This is a genomic window from Prochlorococcus sp. MIT2304 (assembly GCF_059772405.1).
The window spans coordinates 168071-189404 of the sequence record NZ_CM186286.1; the positions used below are offsets into that span (position 1 = coordinate 168071).

Genomic DNA, 21334 nt, shown 5'->3' on the forward strand with positions numbered 1-21334 from the left:
CATGTTCCAAAAGCATCTCTTAATTTACCTCTCGGCACAGCAACTCTGAGGTAAAAACCGGATCTTCCAGGTATTTGAATTATCTTAGGCAATGGTACCTACAACGGTACCTACAGTGTATCATTTTCCGTGTTGATTAGTGCCTAATTGTTCAAATGAAGCTATTAGTGATCAAAGCTCCATTTATTGAATATTAAATTTTTTCTAGGACACAGAATGTAGAAGTAATTCAGATTTAGATCTAATCTTGTCATAAATATAAGGAATTTTTTTGTCTACTTACCTTTTAGAAATCGGCACTGAGGAATTGCCAGCAGATTTGGCTGAATCTGTTATTTCTCAGCTTGAATTAACTGTAAATAATGATTTGAATTCTTATCCAATAAAATTTAGTGAAATAAGAGTTACTACTACTCCAAGAAGAATCGCATTAACAATTGAAGGGATTGCTCCATTCTCTGAGGATAATATTGCAGAACGAAAAGGCCCCCCTTTTTCTCAAGCTTTTCATGATGGTAAACCTACAAAAGCAGCAATTGGCTTTGCTAAAAGATACGGTCTGGCCCCTGAGAACTTAGAGATTCGAGAAACGCCAAAGGGTTCATTCGTTTTCGCTAATTTAATTGAAAAAGGCAAGCCTGTTGAGAGATTGTTGGCTGATTCTTTACCTGGTTGGATCACTAAAATTCAAGGAAGAAGGTTTATGAGATGGGGAAAAGGTGATTTCCGTTTTTCCAGACCTATACGTTGGATTGTTTCTTTGATTGATTCAGAGGTTTTACCTTTTAGTTTTTCTGGTTGCGATCCGGAAATTCAAGTTAGCAATACCACAAGACCACATAGGTTACATGGATCAGAATTAACCATAAAGAATGCGAAAACTTATTTTGATCAATTGAAGGATGTGGGAGTCACAGTTGACAGGAATAGTCGTCTTTCCCAAATCAATGATTTAGTTCTCAATCAAGAAATACTCAAAAAAGTCAAGGCAGATCTTACTGAACCTCTTTTAAAAGAACTTACAGATTTAGTTGAATCTCCTTTGCTTTTGACTGGGGGGTTTGATGAGTCTTACCTCGATTTGCCTCCTGAGGTTTTGTCCACAGTGATGAAGGTTCATCAAAGATACATACCAATATATAAAGTAAATGTTGATTTTGATCCATTGTCACTTGACTCTAGAGACGTATTATTGCCTAGCTTTTTTTGTATTAGCAATGGATTATCATCAGCAAAAGAAAATATTATTTTAGGAAATGAAAAAGTATTAAAAGCAAGGTTTTCTGATGCATCATTTTTTATAAAATCAGATTTATTAATAAATAGCTCGTCGCGTATTGATAAATTAAAAGATGTAACTTTTGCTCAAGGATTAGGTTCTTTATATGAACGTGTAAGTCGGATTGAATGGCTTGCTAAATTATTGACATCAAAACTTAGATTTGTTGAAGAGGATATTGATAAATCTGTTAAAGTTGCACACTTTTGTAAACATGATTTGGTTAGTAACATGGTTGACGAATTTCCAGAGTTGCAAGGAATTATTGGATCTAAGTACTTACTTCATGAGGGTGAATCTAGAGATGTATGTCTTGGAGTTTTAGAACATTACAAACCCAAAGGAAGTTCAGATTCTCTTCCCTCAAATAATCTTGGGAATGCCGTTTCATTGGCTGAACGTTTTGAATTGCTTTTCAGCATTTATGCTAAAGGCGAAAGACCATCTGGATCATCTGATCCATATGCCTTGAGGAGGGCAGCTAATGGAATATTGTTGATTTTATGGAATAAAGATTGGCAATTAGATATTAATGAAATAATAAATGATTCACTAATATATTGGAAGCAGGTTTTTCCTTCTCTTTCTTTTGAAATAAATAGTCTTACGTCTGAGCTAAAGGAATTCTTTCGTCAAAGAATAATTAGTTTATTAGAAGAGAAAAATATAGACTTTGATATTATTCAGGCAATTTCGGGAGATACAACTTCAACATCAAAATTATTAGATGATCCAACAGATGTTGATTTTCGTACTTCATTATTAATGAATATGCGAAAAAATAATACACTTAATTTATTGCAAGCTGTAGTGTCTAGGGCCTCTAAGTTGGCAGAAAAAAGTTCAATAGCCAAAGATGTGATAGATCCTTTAGGGTTTGTCGATAAGTCATTATTTGAAAAGGGTTGTGAAAGCGAAATGTTAAATATATTAGAGAAATTAAAACCTTTAGCCACTAATTGTGATCGTGTAAAATATAAATTGTTGGCTGAAGGTCTAGTATCAAGTACTGAAACCTTGGCCAACTTTTTTGATGGAGATGAAAGTGTAATGGTTATGACAGATGATATTAATTTAAGAAATAACAGGCTTAATCTACTAACGATCCTTAGAAATCAGTCTTTGAAGCTTGCTGACTTTAGCAAGCTTAGTTAATTATGTATATTATTTCTTACTGCTTTTTATACCACCTTTAATTGAACTTACTGCCAACATTTTATTAACTTCTTTATCATCTCTAACTGCACTAGGGACTGGCTTGTATGAGCTTGGTGCTAAGGCCTTTCCTCTTAAAACAGAGCCAATTGTTAATAGCGTGAGTTTTAATTGTTGAAGCGGCTTCATTGCAACTACAGTTTTGTATAGATAACTATCAAATGTAAGTCTTTGTACATCCATGTCACCACACATTTCAACAAAGGCTTCCCTTGCTCCATCACTTGTGTAGAAAATTCTTTGGAGAATATCTAAAACTGTATAAGTAGTTCCATACTTTTTATCCCATTTCTTTAAATATTTTTTGAGATCATTTTCTGTGGGTATAATTCTTCCATTTTGACTTGATTCAACGATCTGCTCGGCACACATTCTTCCGCTTTTGGCAGCAAAATAAATTCCCTCTCCTGAACTTTTTGTTACATAACCTGCGGCATCACCAACTAGAGCCATCCGCCCAACAACTCTTCTTGGCCTGGGATGTTCCGGGATTGGATGAGCTTCTACTTTGATTACTTCTCCGTTTACTAGTCTCTTCTTTGCTCTCTCTCTGACACCAATCTGAAGGCTTTTTATTAAACCACCATTTTCTTTCATTGTTCCTGTTCCAGCAGCAACATGGTCGTATTTTGGAAAGACCCAACCATAGAAATCTGGCGATACATCAGTGCCTACATACATTTCAGCCCTGTCTTCGTAATACTTCATTTCCTCTTTAGGAAGTTTTATTCTTTCTTGAATTGCTACTGCATAGTTGTAATCACCAGCGTCCATTGCTTTTGCAACTCTGCTTGTTGCACCATCTGCCCCAATAATTAAATCCACCTCAAGTTGCTTACCTTTCTCTTCAGTTTGGTCGTTAAGGATTTGGGTGTAATGAAGGGTATATGGACCTTGTTTGTTTGTACCAGTTTCTATTTTTGATACCAATCCATTTACTAATGTTGCGCCAAGTTCTGCGGCGCGATTTCTCATAAATGAATCCATTACTTCACGCCTCAACATGCCTATGTACTCTTTATCACTTCCTGGATAAATGTCATCCAAGATAATATCTACTTCTCTGTTTGATGGGGATATCATTTTCATGTTCCTGACTTTCCTATCAATAATTGATTCAGGAAGGTCAAATTCAGAAACCATACACAATGGAATCGCACCTCCACATGGTTTTGCATTATCAAGCTTTCTCTCGAAAATCCAAGTTTTAATTCCCGCTTTAGCTAAAATCTCTGCAGCGCATGATCCACTTGGACCACCACCAATAACAGCAACTCTTAACATCTTTGGATGAAAAATTTAGTTCTCTACATATAAAACTTACATCCTTATCTCATGGAAAGTATAAAGATTGGAGATACTCGTTACTATCGAAACATCATTTTTGTGAATTCCAATTGTTTTGACCATAAGCAGATCATATGAATTATCAAGATGAAATCCCTCTTGCTAAAAGGATTAGATCCATCAAAACCCTTACTATTAAGTCTTTTTTGCGTTTCGGACTTCTATTCGTAGGACTTGGCATATCCTTAACGTTTCTAGCTGATAAATCATTTTTACGCCAAACAAAATCTTTAGATGATTCGATTAACTCTACTGAGACAAATCAAAATAAAAGTTTGTTGGGCCATCTTCCCTATCCTGAGGCTTCAAAAAATGATTTAATTCTTTTCTCTTCAGGTATTTACGTACATAGAGAAATTTATGAAAATTTTAAGGAAATGCAATTTATGGCGGCCCAAAGAGGGATTTCTCTACAACTATTAAGTGGTTTTAGATCAATAGATTTGCAAAGAGAAATTTTTTATGAAAATAAATCTATTAGAAATCAAACTGCAGTTGAGCGCTCAATGGATTCAGCTCCTCCTGGCTATTCTGAACACAGCACAGGGTATGCAATTGATGTTGGTGATGGGAATTTCCCAGAGACTCATTTTGAGGTTGAATTTGAACAAACGCCTGCTTTTAAGTGGATGAAGAGGTTTGCTCCCAAATATCATTTCGTTCTTTCTTTTCCACCCAACAACAAACAAGGAGTAACTTATGAGCCATGGCATTGGAGATTTGAAGGGACCGTTAATGCTTTGAGGGAATTTGAGGCTGCCAATAAAATTACAAAATTCAAGTAACTTTGACTTAATTTTTTTTACTTCCAATTTTATATTCGATATTTTAATTGGCATTTAAAACAGCTAAATGAAGTCACGGTGAGATATTCTTTATGTCTCTATTAATCAAAGAATTTTTAATTTTTTTAAATTATGAGTTTTGATATACAAGCCATAAGGAATATCGCAATAATTGCCCATGTTGATCACGGTAAGACAACTTTGGTTGATGCACTTTTAAATCAATCAGGAACTTTTCGAGATAATGAAGAAGTCCCAACTTGTGCTATGGATTCCAACGATTTGGAACGTGAAAGAGGAATAACTATTCTTTCGAAAAATACAGCTGTCACATACAACGATACCAGGATAAACATTGTCGACACACCAGGTCACGCTGATTTTGGAGGAGAAGTCGAAAGGGTTTTGGGTATGGTAGATGGCTGTCTTCTCGTGGTTGATGCCAACGAGGGACCAATGCCTCAAACCCGATTCGTTCTGAAAAAAGCTTTAGAGCAGGGCTTAAGACCCATTGTTTTTGTGAATAAAATTGATCGTGCAAGAGTAGAACCTGAAACCGCGGTAGATAAAGTCTTAGATCTATTTTTGGAATTAGGAGCGGATGATGATCAGTGTGATTTCCCTTATTTGTTTGGGAGTGGATTGGGTGGTTTTGCAAAGACTGAAGTAAAAAGTGAAAGCGATAATATGAAACCTTTATTTGATGCAATTATTAGGCAGGTCCCTCCTCCTGTCGGGGATCAGAATAAGCCTTTACAATTACAAGTTACCACTCTTGATTACTCTGATTTTTTAGGAACGATTATTATTGGGAGAGTACATAATGGTGTAATTAAAAATGGTCAAAGGACATGCTTGATAAAAGAAGATGGGAGCCTAAAAAAAGGAAGGATTAACAAACTATTAGGATTTAAAGGATTAAAAAGAATTGAAATAGACGAAGCAAATGCTGGCGACATAGTTGCCTTGGCTGGATTTGAGGATGTTTCTATTGGAGAAACTGTAGCTTGTCCTGATGAACCGAAGCCTTTACCTCTAATAAAGGTAGATGAGCCAACATTGCAGATGACTTTTGTCGTAAATGATTCTCCATTTGCAGGCAAAGAGGGCAAGTTTGTTACAAGTCGTCAGCTGAGGGATCGTTTAAACAAAGAACTTCTTACTAATGTTGCATTAAGAGTAGAAGATACAGATTCTCCCGATCGCTTTTCTGTAAGCGGAAGAGGTGAGTTACATCTGGGAATTCTGATCGAGACCATGAGAAGAGAGGGGTATGAATTTCAAGTTTCTCAACCACAAGTAATTTTTCGGACCATTGATGAAATTAAATGCGAACCTGTTGAGACCCTAGTTCTTGATGTCCCAGAAGCTTCAGTTGGCGCTTGTATTGAAAGCCTTGGTGTCAGAAAAGGTGAAATGCAAAATATGGAAACGGGCACGGATCACAGAACCCAACTTGAATTTGTTATCCCATCCAGAGGCTTAATTGGATTTAGGGGTGAATTTATTCGTGCAACCAGGGGTGAAGGAATTATGAGCCATTCGTTTTTTGAATACAGGCCATCTGCTGGAGATTTTGAACAAAGGAGAAATGGAGTACTTATTTCATTTGAGGAGGGTGTAGCTACTTTTTATTCCTTAAAAAATGCAGAAGACCGTGGTCAATTTTTTATTACTCCTGGAGCTAAAGTTTATAAAGGAATGATTATTGGGGAGAATAATCGACCACAAGATCTTGAATTAAACATTTGCAAGGCTAAACAACTTACCAATATGAGATCAGCTGGTGCAGATGAGTTAGATCAATTGCAATCCCCAATTGAAATGACACTAGAAAGAGCACTTGAATATATTGGACCAGGAGAAATGTTGGAAGTTACACCAGAATCTATAAGGTTGAGAAAAATTAATGCAAAGAAAAATTTGAAAAAATAATGATTCGAATAGATAAACAGGATGATTTATTTATAAATGATTCTCGCTTTGAAATAGGAATGAAATTATTTAATTCTTGTCAATGGTATCAAGCTCATGATGTTTTTGAAGAGATATGGCATGAGACTGGCGGACCTGAAAGACAGTTGATACAGGGCATATTGCAAGTTGCTGTTGCACAAGTGCATTTAGAAAATAGTAATACCAATGGTGCAACGATACTTTATGGAGAAGCATTGGGTAGGTTGAAAAGATATCAATTAAATAATTTAGGATTAGATATTGAAGGACTTTGTAAATGCATCAGCAGGAGATTGGAATTTCTTCAAATTGGTAATGACATAGCTAGTTGCAGCTTGCCAGTTCTCTATTTCCTATAAAACCTTGTTAAACCTCTTACTCTTTTGCTATTAAAAGTGAGATGAGTTAATATAATTTAATTGTTATATTTTTTAGCTTTATTTTAATTTTTAATAAAAAATAGAAATTAAATTTTGATTAATTTAAATATATTTAATGCATCCCTCGTTAATTAAAATGGAATTTAAAAGAATCAATCAAATACAATTACCTGGTAAGAAATTTTTTGAGATATTTTTACCTTTTTTGTTTATAATAATAGGCTTATTCGGTGCATTTAATCATGCACTTTGGAGGGATGAGATGCAAGGATGGCTGGTAGCCTGGCAAAGCGATACTCTGATAGATTTATGGAGAAATAACGCACCATCTGGGCATCCTATCCTCTGGTCACTATTAATTTATTTTTCGAAAAATATTACTGGTACACCGGTAAGTATGCAACTTTTGCATTGGCTTTTAGGTAGTTTAGCGATTTTAGTTTTTTGGAGATTTAGCCCTTTTAATTTATTAACTAAAGCTTTATTTACTTTTGGATATTTTCCTTTTTGGGAATATTTCTTTGTATGTCGTCATTATGTAATTGCAGAATTAATAATATTTATTTTTTGTTCTATTTATCATTTAAAACAAAAAACCTATATTCCATTTGCTTTATGTATCGGCCTTTTGGCTAATACACAAGCTTTTTCCTGGTCATTAGCATTTGCAATTGGAATGACTCTTGTCTTTGATTGGTTTGTAAACCCTAATCAGAGAGAAAATTATATGAAAAATAAAAAATGGATTTATGATTTGATTTCAAGTGCCGCTATTTCTTTCGCTTTATTGTGTTTTGGAGCTTTTAGTCTTTTCCAAGTCAGAGATTCCATTAAATTAGTTTCTTCCGTAATCGATTTTCGTCATTTTCTAAGAGTAATAGGACAGCTTTTTGGTGGATATGTACTTATTATCCCTGATTCAAGTAGGCTTTTTGATCTTGGTATATGTGCTTTAATTACTTTGTTTTTAGTGTTAAGTACAATTGTCTTTATTAAACATTATCCCCCGGCTTTGATTTATTTTTTTAGTGGTTTAATTTTTTTATTTCTTTTTAACTATTTTTTATATTTTGGTATTGGATCAAGACATTATGGATATTATTTCCTTTTGATTATCTCATCAGTCTGGTTATCACAATCTAATGAAGAGCAACAATTTAACTCTTCTAGTAATCAAAATCTTTTCACTAAGGGTAATTTATTGTATTTCCCAAGGTTGCTAACTTTTTGTTTAACAATTCATATGGTTGTTGGTGTGCATATGGTCTTAAATGATTTTCTTTTGCCTTATTCAGGTGGAAAGGCAACCGCTGAATATATAGAAGCTAAAGGATGGCAGGATTTCCCAATATTTGCAACGAGAGATGTTGAAGTAGCGACTGTATCAGGATACCTTTCTAGAGAATTCTATTTGCCTGAGTTGAATGGATTAGGTAGTTATGCACAGTGGGCTAATAGGGTTGAATTAGAAAGAAATAAGACACTAGATGCAGTTCAAGTTTATTTAGATAAATTCCCCAATGTAAATAAATTATTATTACTTTTAAGTAAGGAATCAGCTATCAATAACCTGGAGCCTGGTGAATCTCTTTATTTTGATGAATTTAGTGTAATTGCCGATTCTAAATTTGAAAATTCCTTTCATGATTCAGAGAGATTCTACTTGTATTGGGTTGAAAGGATTATTGATTAATTTTGTAGATGTTAGGTATAATTAATTATCAGATAATTCTTATGTATAAGCTTTTCCCTGATAGGTTTTAATGAAATGACTCTAGTTATTGAGAGTTTGGATTTAACTTTGTCCAAGAGAAATATTCTAAAAAACGTCACTTTGAATGTTAATCGTGGTGAGGTGGTTGGTCTTTTGGGGCCAAATGGCGCAGGTAAGACAAGTACTTTTAATATGATTGTGGGTTTGATTAAGCCAAACAAAGGCAATATTTACTTGGAGGGAAAAAGTATAAAAAACTTCTCAATGACAAAAAGAGTTCAATTTGGTATTGGATATTTACCCCAAGAACCAAGTGTTTTCAGAAACCTTACAGTTATTGAGAATTTGGATATTGCTCTTTCTCAAGCTAACTTATCAATATCTTTACATAGGAAAAAGCGTGAAGAATTGATCGAGGAATTTAATTTAGTATCTTTTCTTTATCGTTTTGGCCATCAACTTTCAGGTGGAGAAAGACGCAGATGTGAAGTCGCCAGAGCTTTAGCTGTAGGAAGATTAGGTCCCAAATACTTACTTTTAGATGAGCCTTTTGCGGGAGTAGATCCTATTGCTATTAATGATCTACAGAATTTAATTGGGAAATTAAAAAACAAAAATATAGGAATATTAATTACTGATCACAATGTTAGAGCAACGTTGGCGATAACAAACCGCTCTTATATTCTTAACAAAGGGGAAATCCTTGCTGATGGATCTTCTGAAAAGCTCAAGAGTAATCAAGTAGTAAAAGAGAATTATCTTGGCAATTCATTTGAATAATTACTATGCTAAAAAAACCATTTTTTTTAACTAGATTTCACGACTTATTAGAAAAAAAGTCGAAATTAATTCCGTTGTTAGATAGATGGATATTTTTTGAATTATTACCACCTTTGTTTTTTTCGATTGCTGCTTTTACGGTGGTGTCTCTCTCTTTAGGCGTTATTTTCGATCTAATAAGGAAAATAGTTGAGATTGGGCTTCCGATATCTATTGCTATTAAGATTTTAATTCTAAGGCTCCCTAGCTTTATTGTTATCTCTTTTCCAATGGCGATGCTACTTTCAACATTGTTAGCTTATGGAAGTCTAAATGATAATAGTGAGATTAAGGCTTTAAAAAGTATTGGTGTATCAATTTATAGAATTGTATTGCCAGGATTAATTTTATCAATATTTATGTCATATATGACTTTCCTATTTAATAACAATATTGTTCCAATTGCAAATAAAAATGCTGAAATAGTCTTATCTAATTCTTTAGGAAGATCTTTTGCAAATGAACAGGGAGAGGATATTATTTTTTCAAAGAAAGGCGAAATTATAGATCCATATTCAAGTTACAAAAAAAGAGGAGTTACTCATCTTTTTTATGCTCGAAGGTTTTTTGAGGGAGAGATGTCGGATGTCACAGTAATTGATTTCTCTAAACTAGGTTTTACTCAAATGCTTAAGGCGAAAAAAGGAATCTGGAATAGTGACAAAAAAAATTGGGAATTTTTTGAGGGAAATATTTTGACTTTAATTCCTGATGGTAGTAACACAAGAACTAAATTTTTGAGCTTTTTGTATCCATTAGGCGTTGAACTTACGAATATTGCACAATTACCTAAAGATGCTAATGACATGAACCTTGGAGAGGCTAATACGGCCATGAAGCTATATCAAAGAAGTGGCAATATCAAAGAAGCAAGAAAAATGAGGGTAAGAATTCAAGAAAAATTTACTTTGCCAATTGCGTGTACGGTCTTTGCTTTGATCGGCTGTAGCTTTGGAGTAATGCAAAAGAATGGAGGAGGCAGGAGTCAAAGTTTTGGATTAAGTATAATTTTGATACTTACCTATTACATCCTAAGTTTTAGTTTTAGCTCACTCGGAGTCAAAGGAATAATAAATCCTTTCCTAGCTGCTTGGACCCCTGTTTTTTTGTCTATGCTAGGAGGAGGTTTTTTGTTAAAACAAGCAAGCAAATGATCTGGTCTTTATCAAATAAACTTTAGTAGCTTTTTATAAATGTTTGATTTTCTTTTAAATATATTTTCTTTTGATCCTGTTATTCTTCTTGGATTTGTTGCTTTCTTTTCTTTATTAATTGCTTTGCCTATTTCTTTTTGGTCAGTTGCTGGGAGCAGTAATTCCACCAAATCTAAATTTTTAGTTGCAGTAGCAAATCTTTTTCTAACTAGTCAATTGATACTTAGATGGTGGCAATCAGGACATTTTCCAATTAGTAATCTCTATGAATCACTTTGCTTTTTGACTTGGGGTTGTACGTTGACTCAACTTTTTGTCGAAAGGGCATGGAAGTCTCCAATTGTCTCTGCGGTTGCGACTCCTATTTCATTGCTTTCAATAGGTTTTGCCAGCTTTGTTTTGCCAGAGAATTTGCAATCTTCGGCTCCTTTAGTTCCAGCACTTCGTTCTAGTTGGTTGGTAATGCATGTCAGTGTAATTATGTGTTCATACGCGGCATTACTAGTAGGTTCGATTTTGTCTTTTGGAGTATTTCTTGTTGATTGGAATAAGCAATTTAATATTCGAAATAGCTCTTTTGGGTCGGGTTCATTTAGGAAAAGTACTGAATTATATTTAAATGATAAGAATGGGAACTTAAATTCAATACAACCGGTCGAATTTACAAATGCTGAGCAACTTGATTCTTTGAGTTACAGGTCAATAACTGCAGGATTTTTATTACTTACAGTTGGTCTTATTAGTGGTGCTGTTTGGGCTAACGAGGCTTGGGGTAGTTGGTGGAGTTGGGATCCTAAAGAGACTTGGGCTTTAATATGTTGGTTGGTCTATGCGGCTTATTTGCATACAAGAATAACAAAAGGATGGGAGGGGAAAAAGCCTGCATTGGTTGCTATTGCAGGCTTTTTTGTTATTATTATTTGCTATATTGGAGTCAATCTTCTAGGAGTTGGCTTGCACAGCTATGGTTGGTTCTTTGATACGTAGTGGTTGATAATTAATTAATTATTTGTCTAAGATTATTCCATTTTGTGCATCATTAGCAACTTTTCTTAGAGCATCACATCCTTCTTTGAGTGTTGGATAAGCAAACATACCACTACCTGCAATAAAACAATTTGCCCCTGCAGCACAGCATTGAGATAATGACCAATCTGCTTTTATCCCTCCATCAACTTCTATATCTACGTTGAATCCATTTTCTAAAATCATTTTTCTTAATTGAGTTATTTTGTTGAGCATTGTTGGTATGTAAGCTTGTCCACCAAACCCAGGGTTAACAGTCATGACTAATACGTGATCAACCATGTCAAGAACATCCTTAACCATATCCATTGGAGTATGAGGATTAAGTGCTACTGAGGGTGACCCTCCTAGTTGACGAATTCTTCCAAGAATTCGATGAAGATGAACATTTGCTTCAGCATGAGCAATTACAACCCCTGGCTCTCCGTTTGCACCCTTACTTGCTTCTACATATCCCTCAAGCATGGTTTCACAGTTGTATTGGCTAACCATTAGTTGAGTTTCAAATGGAACTTTGCAATATTTTCGGCAGGCGGAGATCATATCTGGTCCGAATGTGAGATTTGGAACAAAGTTTCCATCCATTACATCAAATTGAATTCTGTCTACACCTGCTAATTCAAGGTCTTTTACGCATTGCCCCATATTTGCCCAGTCTGCTGGCAGGACCGAAGGGATTATTTGAACTGGACGGTGTTCAGAAAAAATCGCTGACGAAATGGATTGGATCATTGTTTTTGTCTTTTGGCAAAGATTCTATTAATTCATGGTCCCAAGTTCTAGTGTGACCATGCACTGATACAGTAATTATTGCTTATCAACAGATAATAAGTTTTTTGTGAGTACTTTTTTCTGAGCATTTTTCAATGCCCTCAATTACTTACAATATTGTCTGCCTTAAGGCGTAAATTTCTTTACCTAGCTGCAAAAAGTGGATCGTACTCTCGTCCAAGAAATTCTTGAAGTAGTTGAGCAAGCTGCAATTGCTTCGGCTCAATTGACTGGTTTGGGTCAAAAAGATGAGGCTGATGCCGCAGCCGTTGAGGCAATGCGAAAGAGAATGGGAACCATTCAGATGCAAGGAAGGATTGTTATTGGAGAAGGAGAAAGAGATGAAGCTCCTATGCTTTACATAGGTGAAGAGGTTGGATCAGGCTCAGGTCCTGGAGTTGATTTCGCCGTAGATCCTTGCGAAGGAACAAATTTATGTGCAAACAGCCAGCGTGGATCGATGGCTGTTTTGGCGGCCTCAGATAGGGGTGGTCTATTTAATGCTCCAGATTTTTATATGAATAAATTAGCTGCTCCTCCAGCAGCTAAGGGGAAAGTTGATATAAGGAAAACTCCTACAGAAAACATAAGAATCTTGAGTGATTGCCTTGGTATCGGAATTAGCGATTTAACTATTGTTGTTATGGATAGAGCTAGGCACAAAAATTTAGTTTCCGAGATCAGGTCTACTGGTGCCAGGATTCAGCCCATCTCTGATGGAGATGTACAGGCAGCCATAGCATGTGGATTTGAGGGGACTGGCACGCATTGTTTGATGGGTATTGGGGCTGCTCCTGAGGGGGTTATTTCAGCGGCAGCTATGAGGGCACTTGGTGGGCATTTTCAGGGGCAACTTGTTTATGATCCTGCAATAGCTCAAACATCAGAATGGGCAGATTATACAAAAGAGGGAAATATAAAAAGATTGAACGAAATGGGCATAACTGATATTGACAAGATCTATGAAGCAAATGAACTTGCCTCAGGAGAAAATGTTGCTTTTGCTGGTAGTGGAATTACAGATGGATTGCTTTTTGATGGAGTTAAATTTGAAAAAGATTGCATCAGAACTAGTAGTCTTGTGATTAGTACGCTTGATCAAACAGCAAGATTTACCAATACAGTTCACATCAAAGATGGTGCTCAAAGCATCTCTTTGAAGTGAGATTTAAGTAAATGATCGAAGGGGCTATTTATGCATATTGCTGTCGTCGGTCTTAGCCATCGCACGGCCCCAGTCGAAGTGCGTGAGAAGCTAAGTATTCCAGAGGAGTTAATTGAAAAATCGTTTGATAATTTAAAGAAAATTGATCAAATATTAGAAGTTTCTATCTTGAGTACCTGCAACAGACTTGAGATTTATAGCTTAGTTAAGGACCCTAAATTGGGAATAGAAGCAATTAAATCTTTTCTTCTTGAATTTTCGGGTCTTGAGGATGAAATTCTTTCACCACATTTATTTAACTTTGTCCAGGAGAAGGCCGTTTCTCATGTGATGAGGGTCTCTGCTGGTTTGGATAGTTTGGTCTTAGGAGAGGGACAAATTCTCTCTCAGGTTAAGAAAATGGTCCGACTTGGCCAAGACCATCAAAGTTTAGGTCCTATTTTGAACAGATTATTAACACAGGCAGTTAGCACTGGAAAAAGAGTTAGAAGCGAGACAAATTTAGGCACTGGAGCAGTTTCTATAAGTTCTGCGGCTGTAGAACTAGCTCAATTAAAACTTGGACAAGCGCACGGAAGAGATGAATTAATGAGTCTAGAAACTGAAAAGGTTGCAGTAGTTGGCGCGGGAAGGATGAGCCGTCTATTGCTTCAGCATCTTCAATCAAAAGGTTGTTGCTCGCTTACTCTTTTAAATAGAACAAAAAAAAGGGCTTTAGAGCTTTCAGAAGCATTTCCTGATATTCAAATTGATTGTCAATTAATAGATCAGCTTGATACTTGTCTCTCACTAAGTACACTTGTTTTTACAAGTACTGCAGCTAATGAACCAATTATTGATGCTGAGAAATTGATTAAAATTGATAGAAAACCTTTGCTTAGACTAATTGATATTGGAGTTCCCAGAAATATTTCTTCTGATGCAAAGTCAGTATCTGGGATTGAATCTCATGATGTGGATGACCTTCAAGAAGTAGTTTCAAGAAATCAAGAAGCAAGACAAAAGCTCGCCTTGGAGGCAGAGGGATTGATAGAAGAGGAATGTCGCATCTTTCTAGAATGGTGGGATTCTCTAGCTGCTGTTCCCACTATTAACTGTCTTAGGTCTGGTTTGGAGTCAATCAGAAAAGAAGAACTTCAGAAGGCATTAAGCCGAATGGGACCTGATTTCTCCGCTAGAGAACGAAAAGTTGTTGAGGCATTAAGCAAGGGTATTATTAACAAAATACTTCATACACCCGTAACAAAATTGAGAGCACCTCAATCAAGGAGTGATAGAAGAGATTCTCTTGATGTGATTGAAAAACTTTTCAATCTTGATGTTTCAAGTTCTCTAAACAAGCCTAAAAACAACTGATATTGTTATTTACTTTTGAAATTCTTACTACATATCACTTCTTACTAGATTAATGAGCACTCTATCCAGTAGGTTTGCTCCGAATAGCCGATTAATAGTGCCTTCATGAAGAGAGTACTTGCCATAATTCTTGGCGGTGGAAAAGGATCACGCCTATATCCATTAACAAAAATGAGAGCAAAACCTGCTGTCCCATTGGCGGGTAAATATCGTTTAATTGATATTCCAATAAGTAATTGCATAAATTCGGACATCAGCAAAATGTATGTCCTTACGCAATTTATTAGCGCATCACTTAATAGGCATATTGCACAGACTTATAATCTGAGCGGACCTTTTGGCCAAGGTTTCGTTGAAGTTCTAGCTGCTCAACAAACACCCGAAACACCTTCTTGGTTTGAGGGGACTGCAGATGCTGTAAGAAAATATCAATGGCTTTTTCAAGAGTGGGATGTTGATGAATATTTGATTCTTTCAGGAGATCAGCTTTATCGGATGGATTACAGCTTGTTTGTTGAGCAACATAGAAAAACTGGTGCTGATTTAACGGTTGCTGCTTTGCCAGTTGATTCAGCGCAAGCGGAAGCATTTGGTTTGATGCGAACTGATGAATCTGGCAATATTAAAGAATTTCGCGAAAAACCCTCTGGCGAATCATTGAAAGCAATGGCTGTAGATACTTCAAGGTTTGGATTGGAAGCAAATGAGGCAAAAGATAAACCTTATTTAGCTTCTATGGGTATATATGTTTTTAGTCGTGCCACTCTTTTTGACTTATTAAATAAATTTCCTTCGTATACAGATTTTGGAAAAGAAATCATACCTGAGGCTTTAGGTAGAGGTGACAAACTTAAAAGTTATGTTTTTAATGATTATTGGGAGGATATAGGAACAATTGGTGCATTCTTTGAATCGAACCTAGCGTTAACTCAGCAACCAACCCCTCCGTTTAGTTTTTATGATGAAAAATTTCCTATTTATACAAGGCCTAGATATTTGCCACCTTCAAAAATTGTAGATACACAAATAACAGATTCAATAGTTTCCGAAGGTTCAATACTTAAGTCTTGTAGCATTCACCATTGTGTTTTAGGAGTTAGGAGTCGGATTGAAAGTGATGTTGTACTAAATGAAACCCTTGTTATGGGATCTGATTTTTACGAATCTTATGAGGAGAGAATAGCTCTAAGAAATGGTGGAGGTATTCCTTTAGGGGTTGGGCAGGGAACAACGGTTAAAAGAGCAATACTCGATAAAAATGCGCGAATTGGAGATAATGTGACGATAGTCAATAAAGATAATGTTGAAGAAGCTGATAGAGCTGATCAAGGTTTTTATATTCGCAATGGGATCGTTGTGATTGTCAAAAACGCCACAATTCCTGATGGAACCATTATTTGATTTTATTTAACACTCATGGAAATTAATAGGTCTAGTTTTTTCATGATTTTGTTATCAAGTATTTATTAAAGAATCCTTCATCCCTGACATTTAGCTCTTTCCTGCAGCGAAATGATTCGACAGTCGTCACACTGGCTCAAGTAGAAACTTATTAACTTAATGACCAAGGCACATTTTGGATTAGTCGGTCTTGGAGTAATGGGAGAGAACCTTGTTCTTAATGCAGAGCGAAATGGTTTTTCTAGTGTGGTTTATAACCGCACTTATCAAAAAACTGAAGATTTTCTTTTAGGTAGAGGATTCAACAAATCAATTCAAGGAGCCAAAGATCTTCAAGAATTTGTATCAAAGTTGGAACGTCCAAGAAGAGTATTGATGATGGTTAAAGCGGGTGCGGCAACTGATGCTGTCATTAATCAAATTTCCCCCTTCCTCGAGGAAGGGGACTTGCTTATCGATGGTGGTAATGCCCAATTTATGGATACAGAAAGAAGAGTAAAAGAACTTGAGAGTAAGAGTTTTGGATATATTGGGATGGGTGTATCAGGTGGAGCGAAGGGCGCATTGGAAGGACCTAGCATGATGCCTGGTGGCACAAAGGCCTCTTACGATGCAATTGAGAGCTTGTTGAACAAAATGGCAGCTCAGGTAGAAGATGGACCTTGCGTGTCTTACATGGGTCCAGGGGGGTCAGGGCATTTTGTTAAGACTGTTCACAATGGAATTGAATATGGGATCGAGCAAATATTGGCTGAGGCTTATGACTTGATGAAGAGAGTTTGCGGGATGACGGGTGATGATATGGCATCTGTTATGGGCTATTGGAATAAAACCGAGGAACTTTCTTCCTATCTTGTCGAAATTACAGAAGCATGTTTGCGAGTTAAGGATCCAGATGACGGTTCTGATCTTGTTGAAAAGATAATGGATAAGGCGGGCCAAAAAGGTACTGGCTTATGGACAGTCGTCAGTGCACTTGAACTTGGAGCTTCTGTCCCAACTATTTATGCATCTTTGAATGGAAGAGTTATGAGCTCGATGAAAGATCAAAGAAATTATGCAGAAACGATTTTGAACGGAAATCAGCCTTCATTTGTAGATTTTGGAAAGCCCTCTGATGGCATGCCATTGCTAATGGATGCAGTCGTATTGGCTACAATAGCCAGCTATGCCCAAGGCATGGATATTCTGAGGTTAGCTTCTGATGAATATGATTATGATCTTGATATGACCTCCATTGCTCAAATATGGAAAGGGGGTTGCATAATAAGGTCTACTCTTTTGAGTCGTATTCAGGATTCATTTAAAAAAGATCCGAAGTTAAGCAATCTTATTCTAGATAGTTGGTTTGCTGAACAGGTAAATAATCGTCTTTTTGGTCTGACCCAGGTTGTCTCTGCTGCTGCTAATGCTGGAATTCCAGTTCCGTGTTTAAGTAGCACTCTTGATTATTTAAATAGCTTTAGAACCTCGAGACTGCCTCAGAACTTGGTTCAGGCAATGAGAGATTGTTTTGGGTCTCATACTTATGAGCGCGTCGACAAAGCAGGAACATTTCACACTGAATGGATTGATTGATACTAATGACTAAATACCTAATTCAAGTTTCAGAAGATAAAAACTCTCTTGCTCAAGCTGCCTCTGATTTGATTGCTCAGATTGTTGAGTCAACTTTAAATATTAAAAATAGAGCCAAAATTGCCCTTTGCGGTGGTTCGACTCCTGAAGCTGCATATTCTTTATTGGGTAAAAGAAATATTGATTGGATGAACGTCGATTTGTTTCTTGGAGATGAAAGATGGGTTGACAATGAATCTCAAGATAGTAATTGCTTCCTATTGAATAATTCATTATTTAAAGAAGGTAACCCTTCTCAAGAGGCATCATTCTTTAGTGTTTCAACCGTTGAATTAGCATCGCCAGAGGATAGTGCTAAAGATTATGAAAAAATTTTGAAAAATAATTTAGATGGTGATCCACCAAAATTTGATTTGATTTTATTAGGCTTAGGAGATGATGGGCACACAGCCTCCCTCTTTCCTGGTTCGGATGCATTATTTGAAAGAGATAGGCTAATTACTGTTGGCGAAGGCAAAGGTCATAAAAGAATCACCTTTACAAGTAAATTACTCAGTTCAGCTGACAATGTGGTATTCCTAATAAGTGGATCTGCCAAACAAACTGCTCTTAAACGTCTACTTGATCAATCAGAATCGTGGGAGCGAACACCCGCAAAATTAGTTTCACCAAACATTGAAATTATTGTCTTAGCTGATAAAGATGCTTACCCATCTTCCTAGTCGATTATTGTATGAGTAGAGCATACTTCTTAATTGATTCCTGATTCACCACCGACTGAAATTTCAATAACTCCCATCATACAGGGGTCAGAATTTTCAGATTGGAAATCACTGAATGACACAATTATGGGCGGATCAAGTCTCGCAAAGTGTCGTTCTTCAGAGAAAGGCTTGTTTCTTGAGGGTAACTTAGTAGAAGAAGGCGGTGGCTTTGTTAGTTGCCGCTCTCCAATTTTTGATAAGCCTTTAAATCTTTCCAAATATTCCGGTCTAATTCTTGATGTTGTAGGAGAAGGGAGAACATTGAAATTTGCGATTGCTTGTGAAAAGAAACCTTTATCACTATCAAATTTTCTAAAAGGTGATATTCGTTGGGTTGCATCAATACCCACAAAGAAGAATGGAGTTAGTAGAATAAAAATACCTTTTAAAGATTTGGAACCGGCTAGTCGAGCTAAGCCTGTTCGGCTACCTATTAGTTTTGATCCCACTTGTATCAATAGATTTCAAGTTCTCCATTCAAAATTTGGTCAGCCAGGTAAAATGAACTCAGGATTTTTTGCTGGTCCAATCAAATTTTTAATTAAGTCAATTAGTGCATACTCCTGATTCTAAAGATAGCTTGATAGCTGAAGTTGCCAAAGCAGCAGATCTTTGTATGAAGCCATATGTTCATTCTGTTTTTTTAGAAAATCAACTAGATGATAAAGATGAGCTTGATGATTTGATTTTTAAAATTCAATCTAGAAATATAGATGGTGAAAGAGAAGAATCTATGGATATTGAACTTGAAGTGTATAAAAGTGGGAATGAGGTAAATATGACTATATCTTGGAAATCACTAAATGAGAGGCCGATATTGTGGCAAGGCAAGCATGCTGTTTGGATGGATAGCTCTTCTGGGGTGCAATGCGAAACACCATCATATGGAAAGCTTTTTGAGTCACTTGCAAGAAGACTTAGGACGGTTTTTAAGACTTCATTGACCTGAATTATATTTGATCTGTTGTAGCTCCTTGGCTTGATGAACTAACTAATCTGGAATACTTTCCTAGAATTCCAGTCTTATATCGAGGTTGTGGCTTTTTCCACTTCTCTCTCCTTCTGGCAAGTTCATTTTCCTCGACATTTAATTGAATTAACAACTTATTGGCGTCAACGGTAATACTATCTCCTTCCTCTACTAATCCAATAGTTCCTCCCACGGCTGCTTCAGGAGCAACGTGGCCAACAACTAATCCATATGAACCGCCACTAAAGCGGCCGTCAGTTATTAGGGCAACTTTCTCTCCCAATCCTTGGCCCACAATCGCTGAAGTTGGGGAGAGCATTTCTCTCATGCCCGGTCCACCTACCGGGCCTTCATATCTAACGACTACTACATCCCCAGCTTTGACTTTATTATCAAGAATTGCAGTTAAGCATTCCTCTTCACTTTCAAACACTCTTGCAGGTCCGGTTAAAACAGGTGTCTTTACCCCACTAATTTTTGCGACACTTCCTTCACTTGCTAAATTGCCTTTAAGTATAGCTAGATGTCCTTTTTTATAAATTGGGTTAGATATTGATCTGATAACGTCTTGATTATCTTTAGGTTTCGCGGGGATATCCTTTAGTACATCTTTAATTGTTTTTCCTTCAATAGTTTTGCATTCTCCATGTAACATTCCTGCCTCTAGAAGTTGTTTCATTACTTGAGGTATCCCTCCAGCTTTATGTAAGTCGACAGTTACATATTTTCCACTGGGTTTGAGGTCGCAGAACACAGGAACTTCTTGTCTAATTCTTTCAAAATCATCAATTGTTAAATCAATCCCTGCAGTCCTAGCTATTGCAAGTAGGTGTAGAACTGAATTTGTCGACCCACCAACAGCCATTATGACACTAATTGCATTTTCAAAGGCTTTCTTTGTTAATAAATCAAGGGGCCTGATGTTGTTCTTTACTGCCTCAACAAGTACCTGAGCGCTTTTTTCTGCACTGTCAGCCTTTTCATCATCCTCTGCAGCCATTGTTGAACTAAATGGCAAACTTAAGCCCATTGTCTCTATGGCTGCTGACATTGTGTTTGCAGTAAACATCCCTCCGCAACTACCAGGACCAGGAATAGCATTTTTCTCTACTGCCATTAACCTTTCTTCGTTAATTTTTCCACTTGTTAATTGTCCTACGGCCTCAAACGAACTAACCACGGTTAAATCACATCCGTCTAGTTTTCCTGGCTTAATTGTTCCCCCATATACAAAGATTGATGGAATGTTCATGCGTGCCATCGATAACATTGCGCCAGGCATGTTTTTGTCGCAGCCACCAATAGCTAATACACCATCCATGCTTTGCCCATTGCAAGCTGTCTCAATTGCATCTGCAATAACTTCACGAGAGACCAATGAATATTTCATTCCCTCTGTTCCCATTGAGATCCCATCACTAACAGTTATTGTTCCGAATAGTTGTGGCATTGCCCCTGCTTCTTTCAATGCTGACTCTGCTCTAATTGCCAGATCCATTAATCCCATGTTGCATGGAGTAATAGTGCTATAGCCATTTGCAATTCCAATTATTGGTTTATTAAAATCATCATCTCCAAAGCCAACGGCCCTAAGCATTGCCCTGTTTGGTGAGCGTTGAATTCCCTGGGTTATTGCATTTGATCTAAGCATTTG

At 36.5% G+C, this 21334-nt stretch carries 18 protein-coding genes; 15 read left to right on the top strand and 3 right to left on the bottom strand.

The window, feature by feature from the left end:
• The first annotated feature begins 271 nt into the window (after positions 1-271).
• Positions 272-2434 (top strand): glycine--tRNA ligase subunit beta, encoded by a 2163-nt coding sequence (gene glyS / locus AC6EIY_RS00875; RefSeq protein WP_498507074.1) that lies wholly within the window; start codon positions 272-274, stop codon positions 2432-2434.
• A gap of 9 nt (positions 2435-2443) precedes the next feature.
• On the opposite strand, the gene chlP is transcribed toward glyS, so the two are convergent.
• The gene (chlP, locus tag AC6EIY_RS00880) at positions 2444-3778 is read right to left on the bottom strand and encodes a geranylgeranyl reductase (protein WP_498507075.1); all 1335 of its coding nucleotides are present in this window, start codon (positions 3776-3778) and stop codon (positions 2444-2446) included.
• A 137-nt stretch (positions 3779-3915) separates the two neighbouring features.
• Here chlP and AC6EIY_RS00885 point away from each other — a divergent pair, with 137 nt between their 5' ends.
• From AC6EIY_RS00885 to ccsB, 7 genes are all read left to right on the top strand, one after another.
• Positions 3916-4626 carry a M15 family metallopeptidase gene (locus AC6EIY_RS00885; RefSeq protein ID WP_498507076.1) on the top strand — a complete coding sequence of 237 codons (711 nt, stop codon included), beginning with the start codon at positions 3916-3918 and terminating at the stop codon, positions 4624-4626.
• A gap of 132 nt (positions 4627-4758) precedes the next feature.
• Positions 4759-6561, top strand: coding sequence for a translational GTPase TypA (gene typA, locus AC6EIY_RS00890; RefSeq protein WP_498507077.1), 1803 nt, complete (start codon positions 4759-4761; stop codon positions 6559-6561).
• Positions 6561-6941 carry a DUF309 domain-containing protein gene (locus AC6EIY_RS00895; protein WP_498507078.1) on the top strand — a complete coding sequence of 127 codons (381 nt, stop codon included), beginning with the start codon at positions 6561-6563 and terminating at the stop codon, positions 6939-6941. Before typA ends, AC6EIY_RS00895 begins: the two co-directional genes overlap by 1 nt.
• 157 nt (positions 6942-7098) lie before the next feature.
• Positions 7099-8655, top strand: a complete 1557-nt coding sequence (locus AC6EIY_RS00900; RefSeq protein ID WP_498507079.1) for a hypothetical protein — start codon at positions 7099-7101, stop codon at positions 8653-8655.
• Positions 8656-8730: 75 nt separating this feature from the next.
• The gene (lptB, locus tag AC6EIY_RS00905) at positions 8731-9456 is read left to right on the top strand and encodes an LPS export ABC transporter ATP-binding protein (protein ID WP_498507080.1); all 726 of its coding nucleotides are present in this window, start codon (positions 8731-8733) and stop codon (positions 9454-9456) included.
• Positions 9457-9461: 5 nt separating this feature from the next.
• Positions 9462-10649, top strand: a complete 1188-nt coding sequence (locus tag AC6EIY_RS00910; RefSeq protein ID WP_498507081.1) for an LptF/LptG family permease — start codon at positions 9462-9464, stop codon at positions 10647-10649.
• A 39-nt stretch (positions 10650-10688) separates the two neighbouring features.
• The gene (ccsB, locus tag AC6EIY_RS00915; RefSeq protein WP_498507082.1) at positions 10689-11636 is read left to right on the top strand and encodes a c-type cytochrome biogenesis protein CcsB; all 948 of its coding nucleotides are present in this window, start codon (positions 10689-10691) and stop codon (positions 11634-11636) included.
• Between the two features lie 18 nt (positions 11637-11654).
• Here the strand turns inward: ccsB and rpe are convergent, their stop codons facing one another.
• Complete coding sequence (gene rpe, locus AC6EIY_RS00920) at positions 11655-12407, bottom strand: ribulose-phosphate 3-epimerase (RefSeq protein WP_498507083.1); 753 nt, start codon at positions 12405-12407, stop codon at positions 11655-11657.
• Positions 12408-12606: 199 nt separating this feature from the next.
• On the opposite strand from rpe, the gene glpX reads away from it, so the two are divergent.
• From glpX to AC6EIY_RS00955, 7 genes are all read left to right on the top strand, one after another.
• A complete protein-coding gene (glpX, locus tag AC6EIY_RS00925) occupies positions 12607-13611 on the top strand; it encodes a class II fructose-bisphosphatase (protein WP_498507084.1) in 1005 nt (334 codons plus the stop codon).
• Between the two features lie 30 nt (positions 13612-13641).
• Positions 13642-14967 carry a glutamyl-tRNA reductase gene (locus tag AC6EIY_RS00930; protein WP_498507085.1) on the top strand — a complete coding sequence of 442 codons (1326 nt, stop codon included), beginning with the start codon at positions 13642-13644 and terminating at the stop codon, positions 14965-14967.
• Between the two features lie 105 nt (positions 14968-15072).
• Entirely contained in the window at positions 15073-16368 is a 1296-nt protein-coding gene (locus AC6EIY_RS00935; protein WP_498507086.1) for a glucose-1-phosphate adenylyltransferase, read from the top strand.
• A 159-nt stretch (positions 16369-16527) separates the two neighbouring features.
• Positions 16528-17946 carry an NADP-dependent phosphogluconate dehydrogenase gene (gene gnd, locus AC6EIY_RS00940; RefSeq protein WP_498507087.1) on the top strand — a complete coding sequence of 473 codons (1419 nt, stop codon included), beginning with the start codon at positions 16528-16530 and terminating at the stop codon, positions 17944-17946.
• Between the two features lie 5 nt (positions 17947-17951).
• Entirely contained in the window at positions 17952-18668 is a 717-nt protein-coding gene (pgl, locus tag AC6EIY_RS00945) for a 6-phosphogluconolactonase (protein ID WP_498507088.1), read from the top strand.
• 33 nt (positions 18669-18701) lie between these two features.
• Positions 18702-19277, top strand: a complete 576-nt coding sequence (locus AC6EIY_RS00950; RefSeq protein WP_498507089.1) for a CIA30 family protein — start codon at positions 18702-18704, stop codon at positions 19275-19277.
• Positions 19264-19659 carry a DUF8659 family protein gene (locus AC6EIY_RS00955; protein WP_498507090.1) on the top strand — a complete coding sequence of 132 codons (396 nt, stop codon included), beginning with the start codon at positions 19264-19266 and terminating at the stop codon, positions 19657-19659. Before AC6EIY_RS00950 ends, AC6EIY_RS00955 begins: the two co-directional genes overlap by 14 nt.
• Position 19660: 1 nt before the next feature.
• Here the strand turns inward: AC6EIY_RS00955 and ilvD are convergent, their stop codons facing one another.
• Positions 19661-21331 carry a dihydroxy-acid dehydratase gene (ilvD, locus tag AC6EIY_RS00960; RefSeq protein ID WP_498507091.1) on the bottom strand — a complete coding sequence of 557 codons (1671 nt, stop codon included), beginning with the start codon at positions 21329-21331 and terminating at the stop codon, positions 19661-19663.
• Positions 21332-21334: the final 3 nt, after the last annotated feature.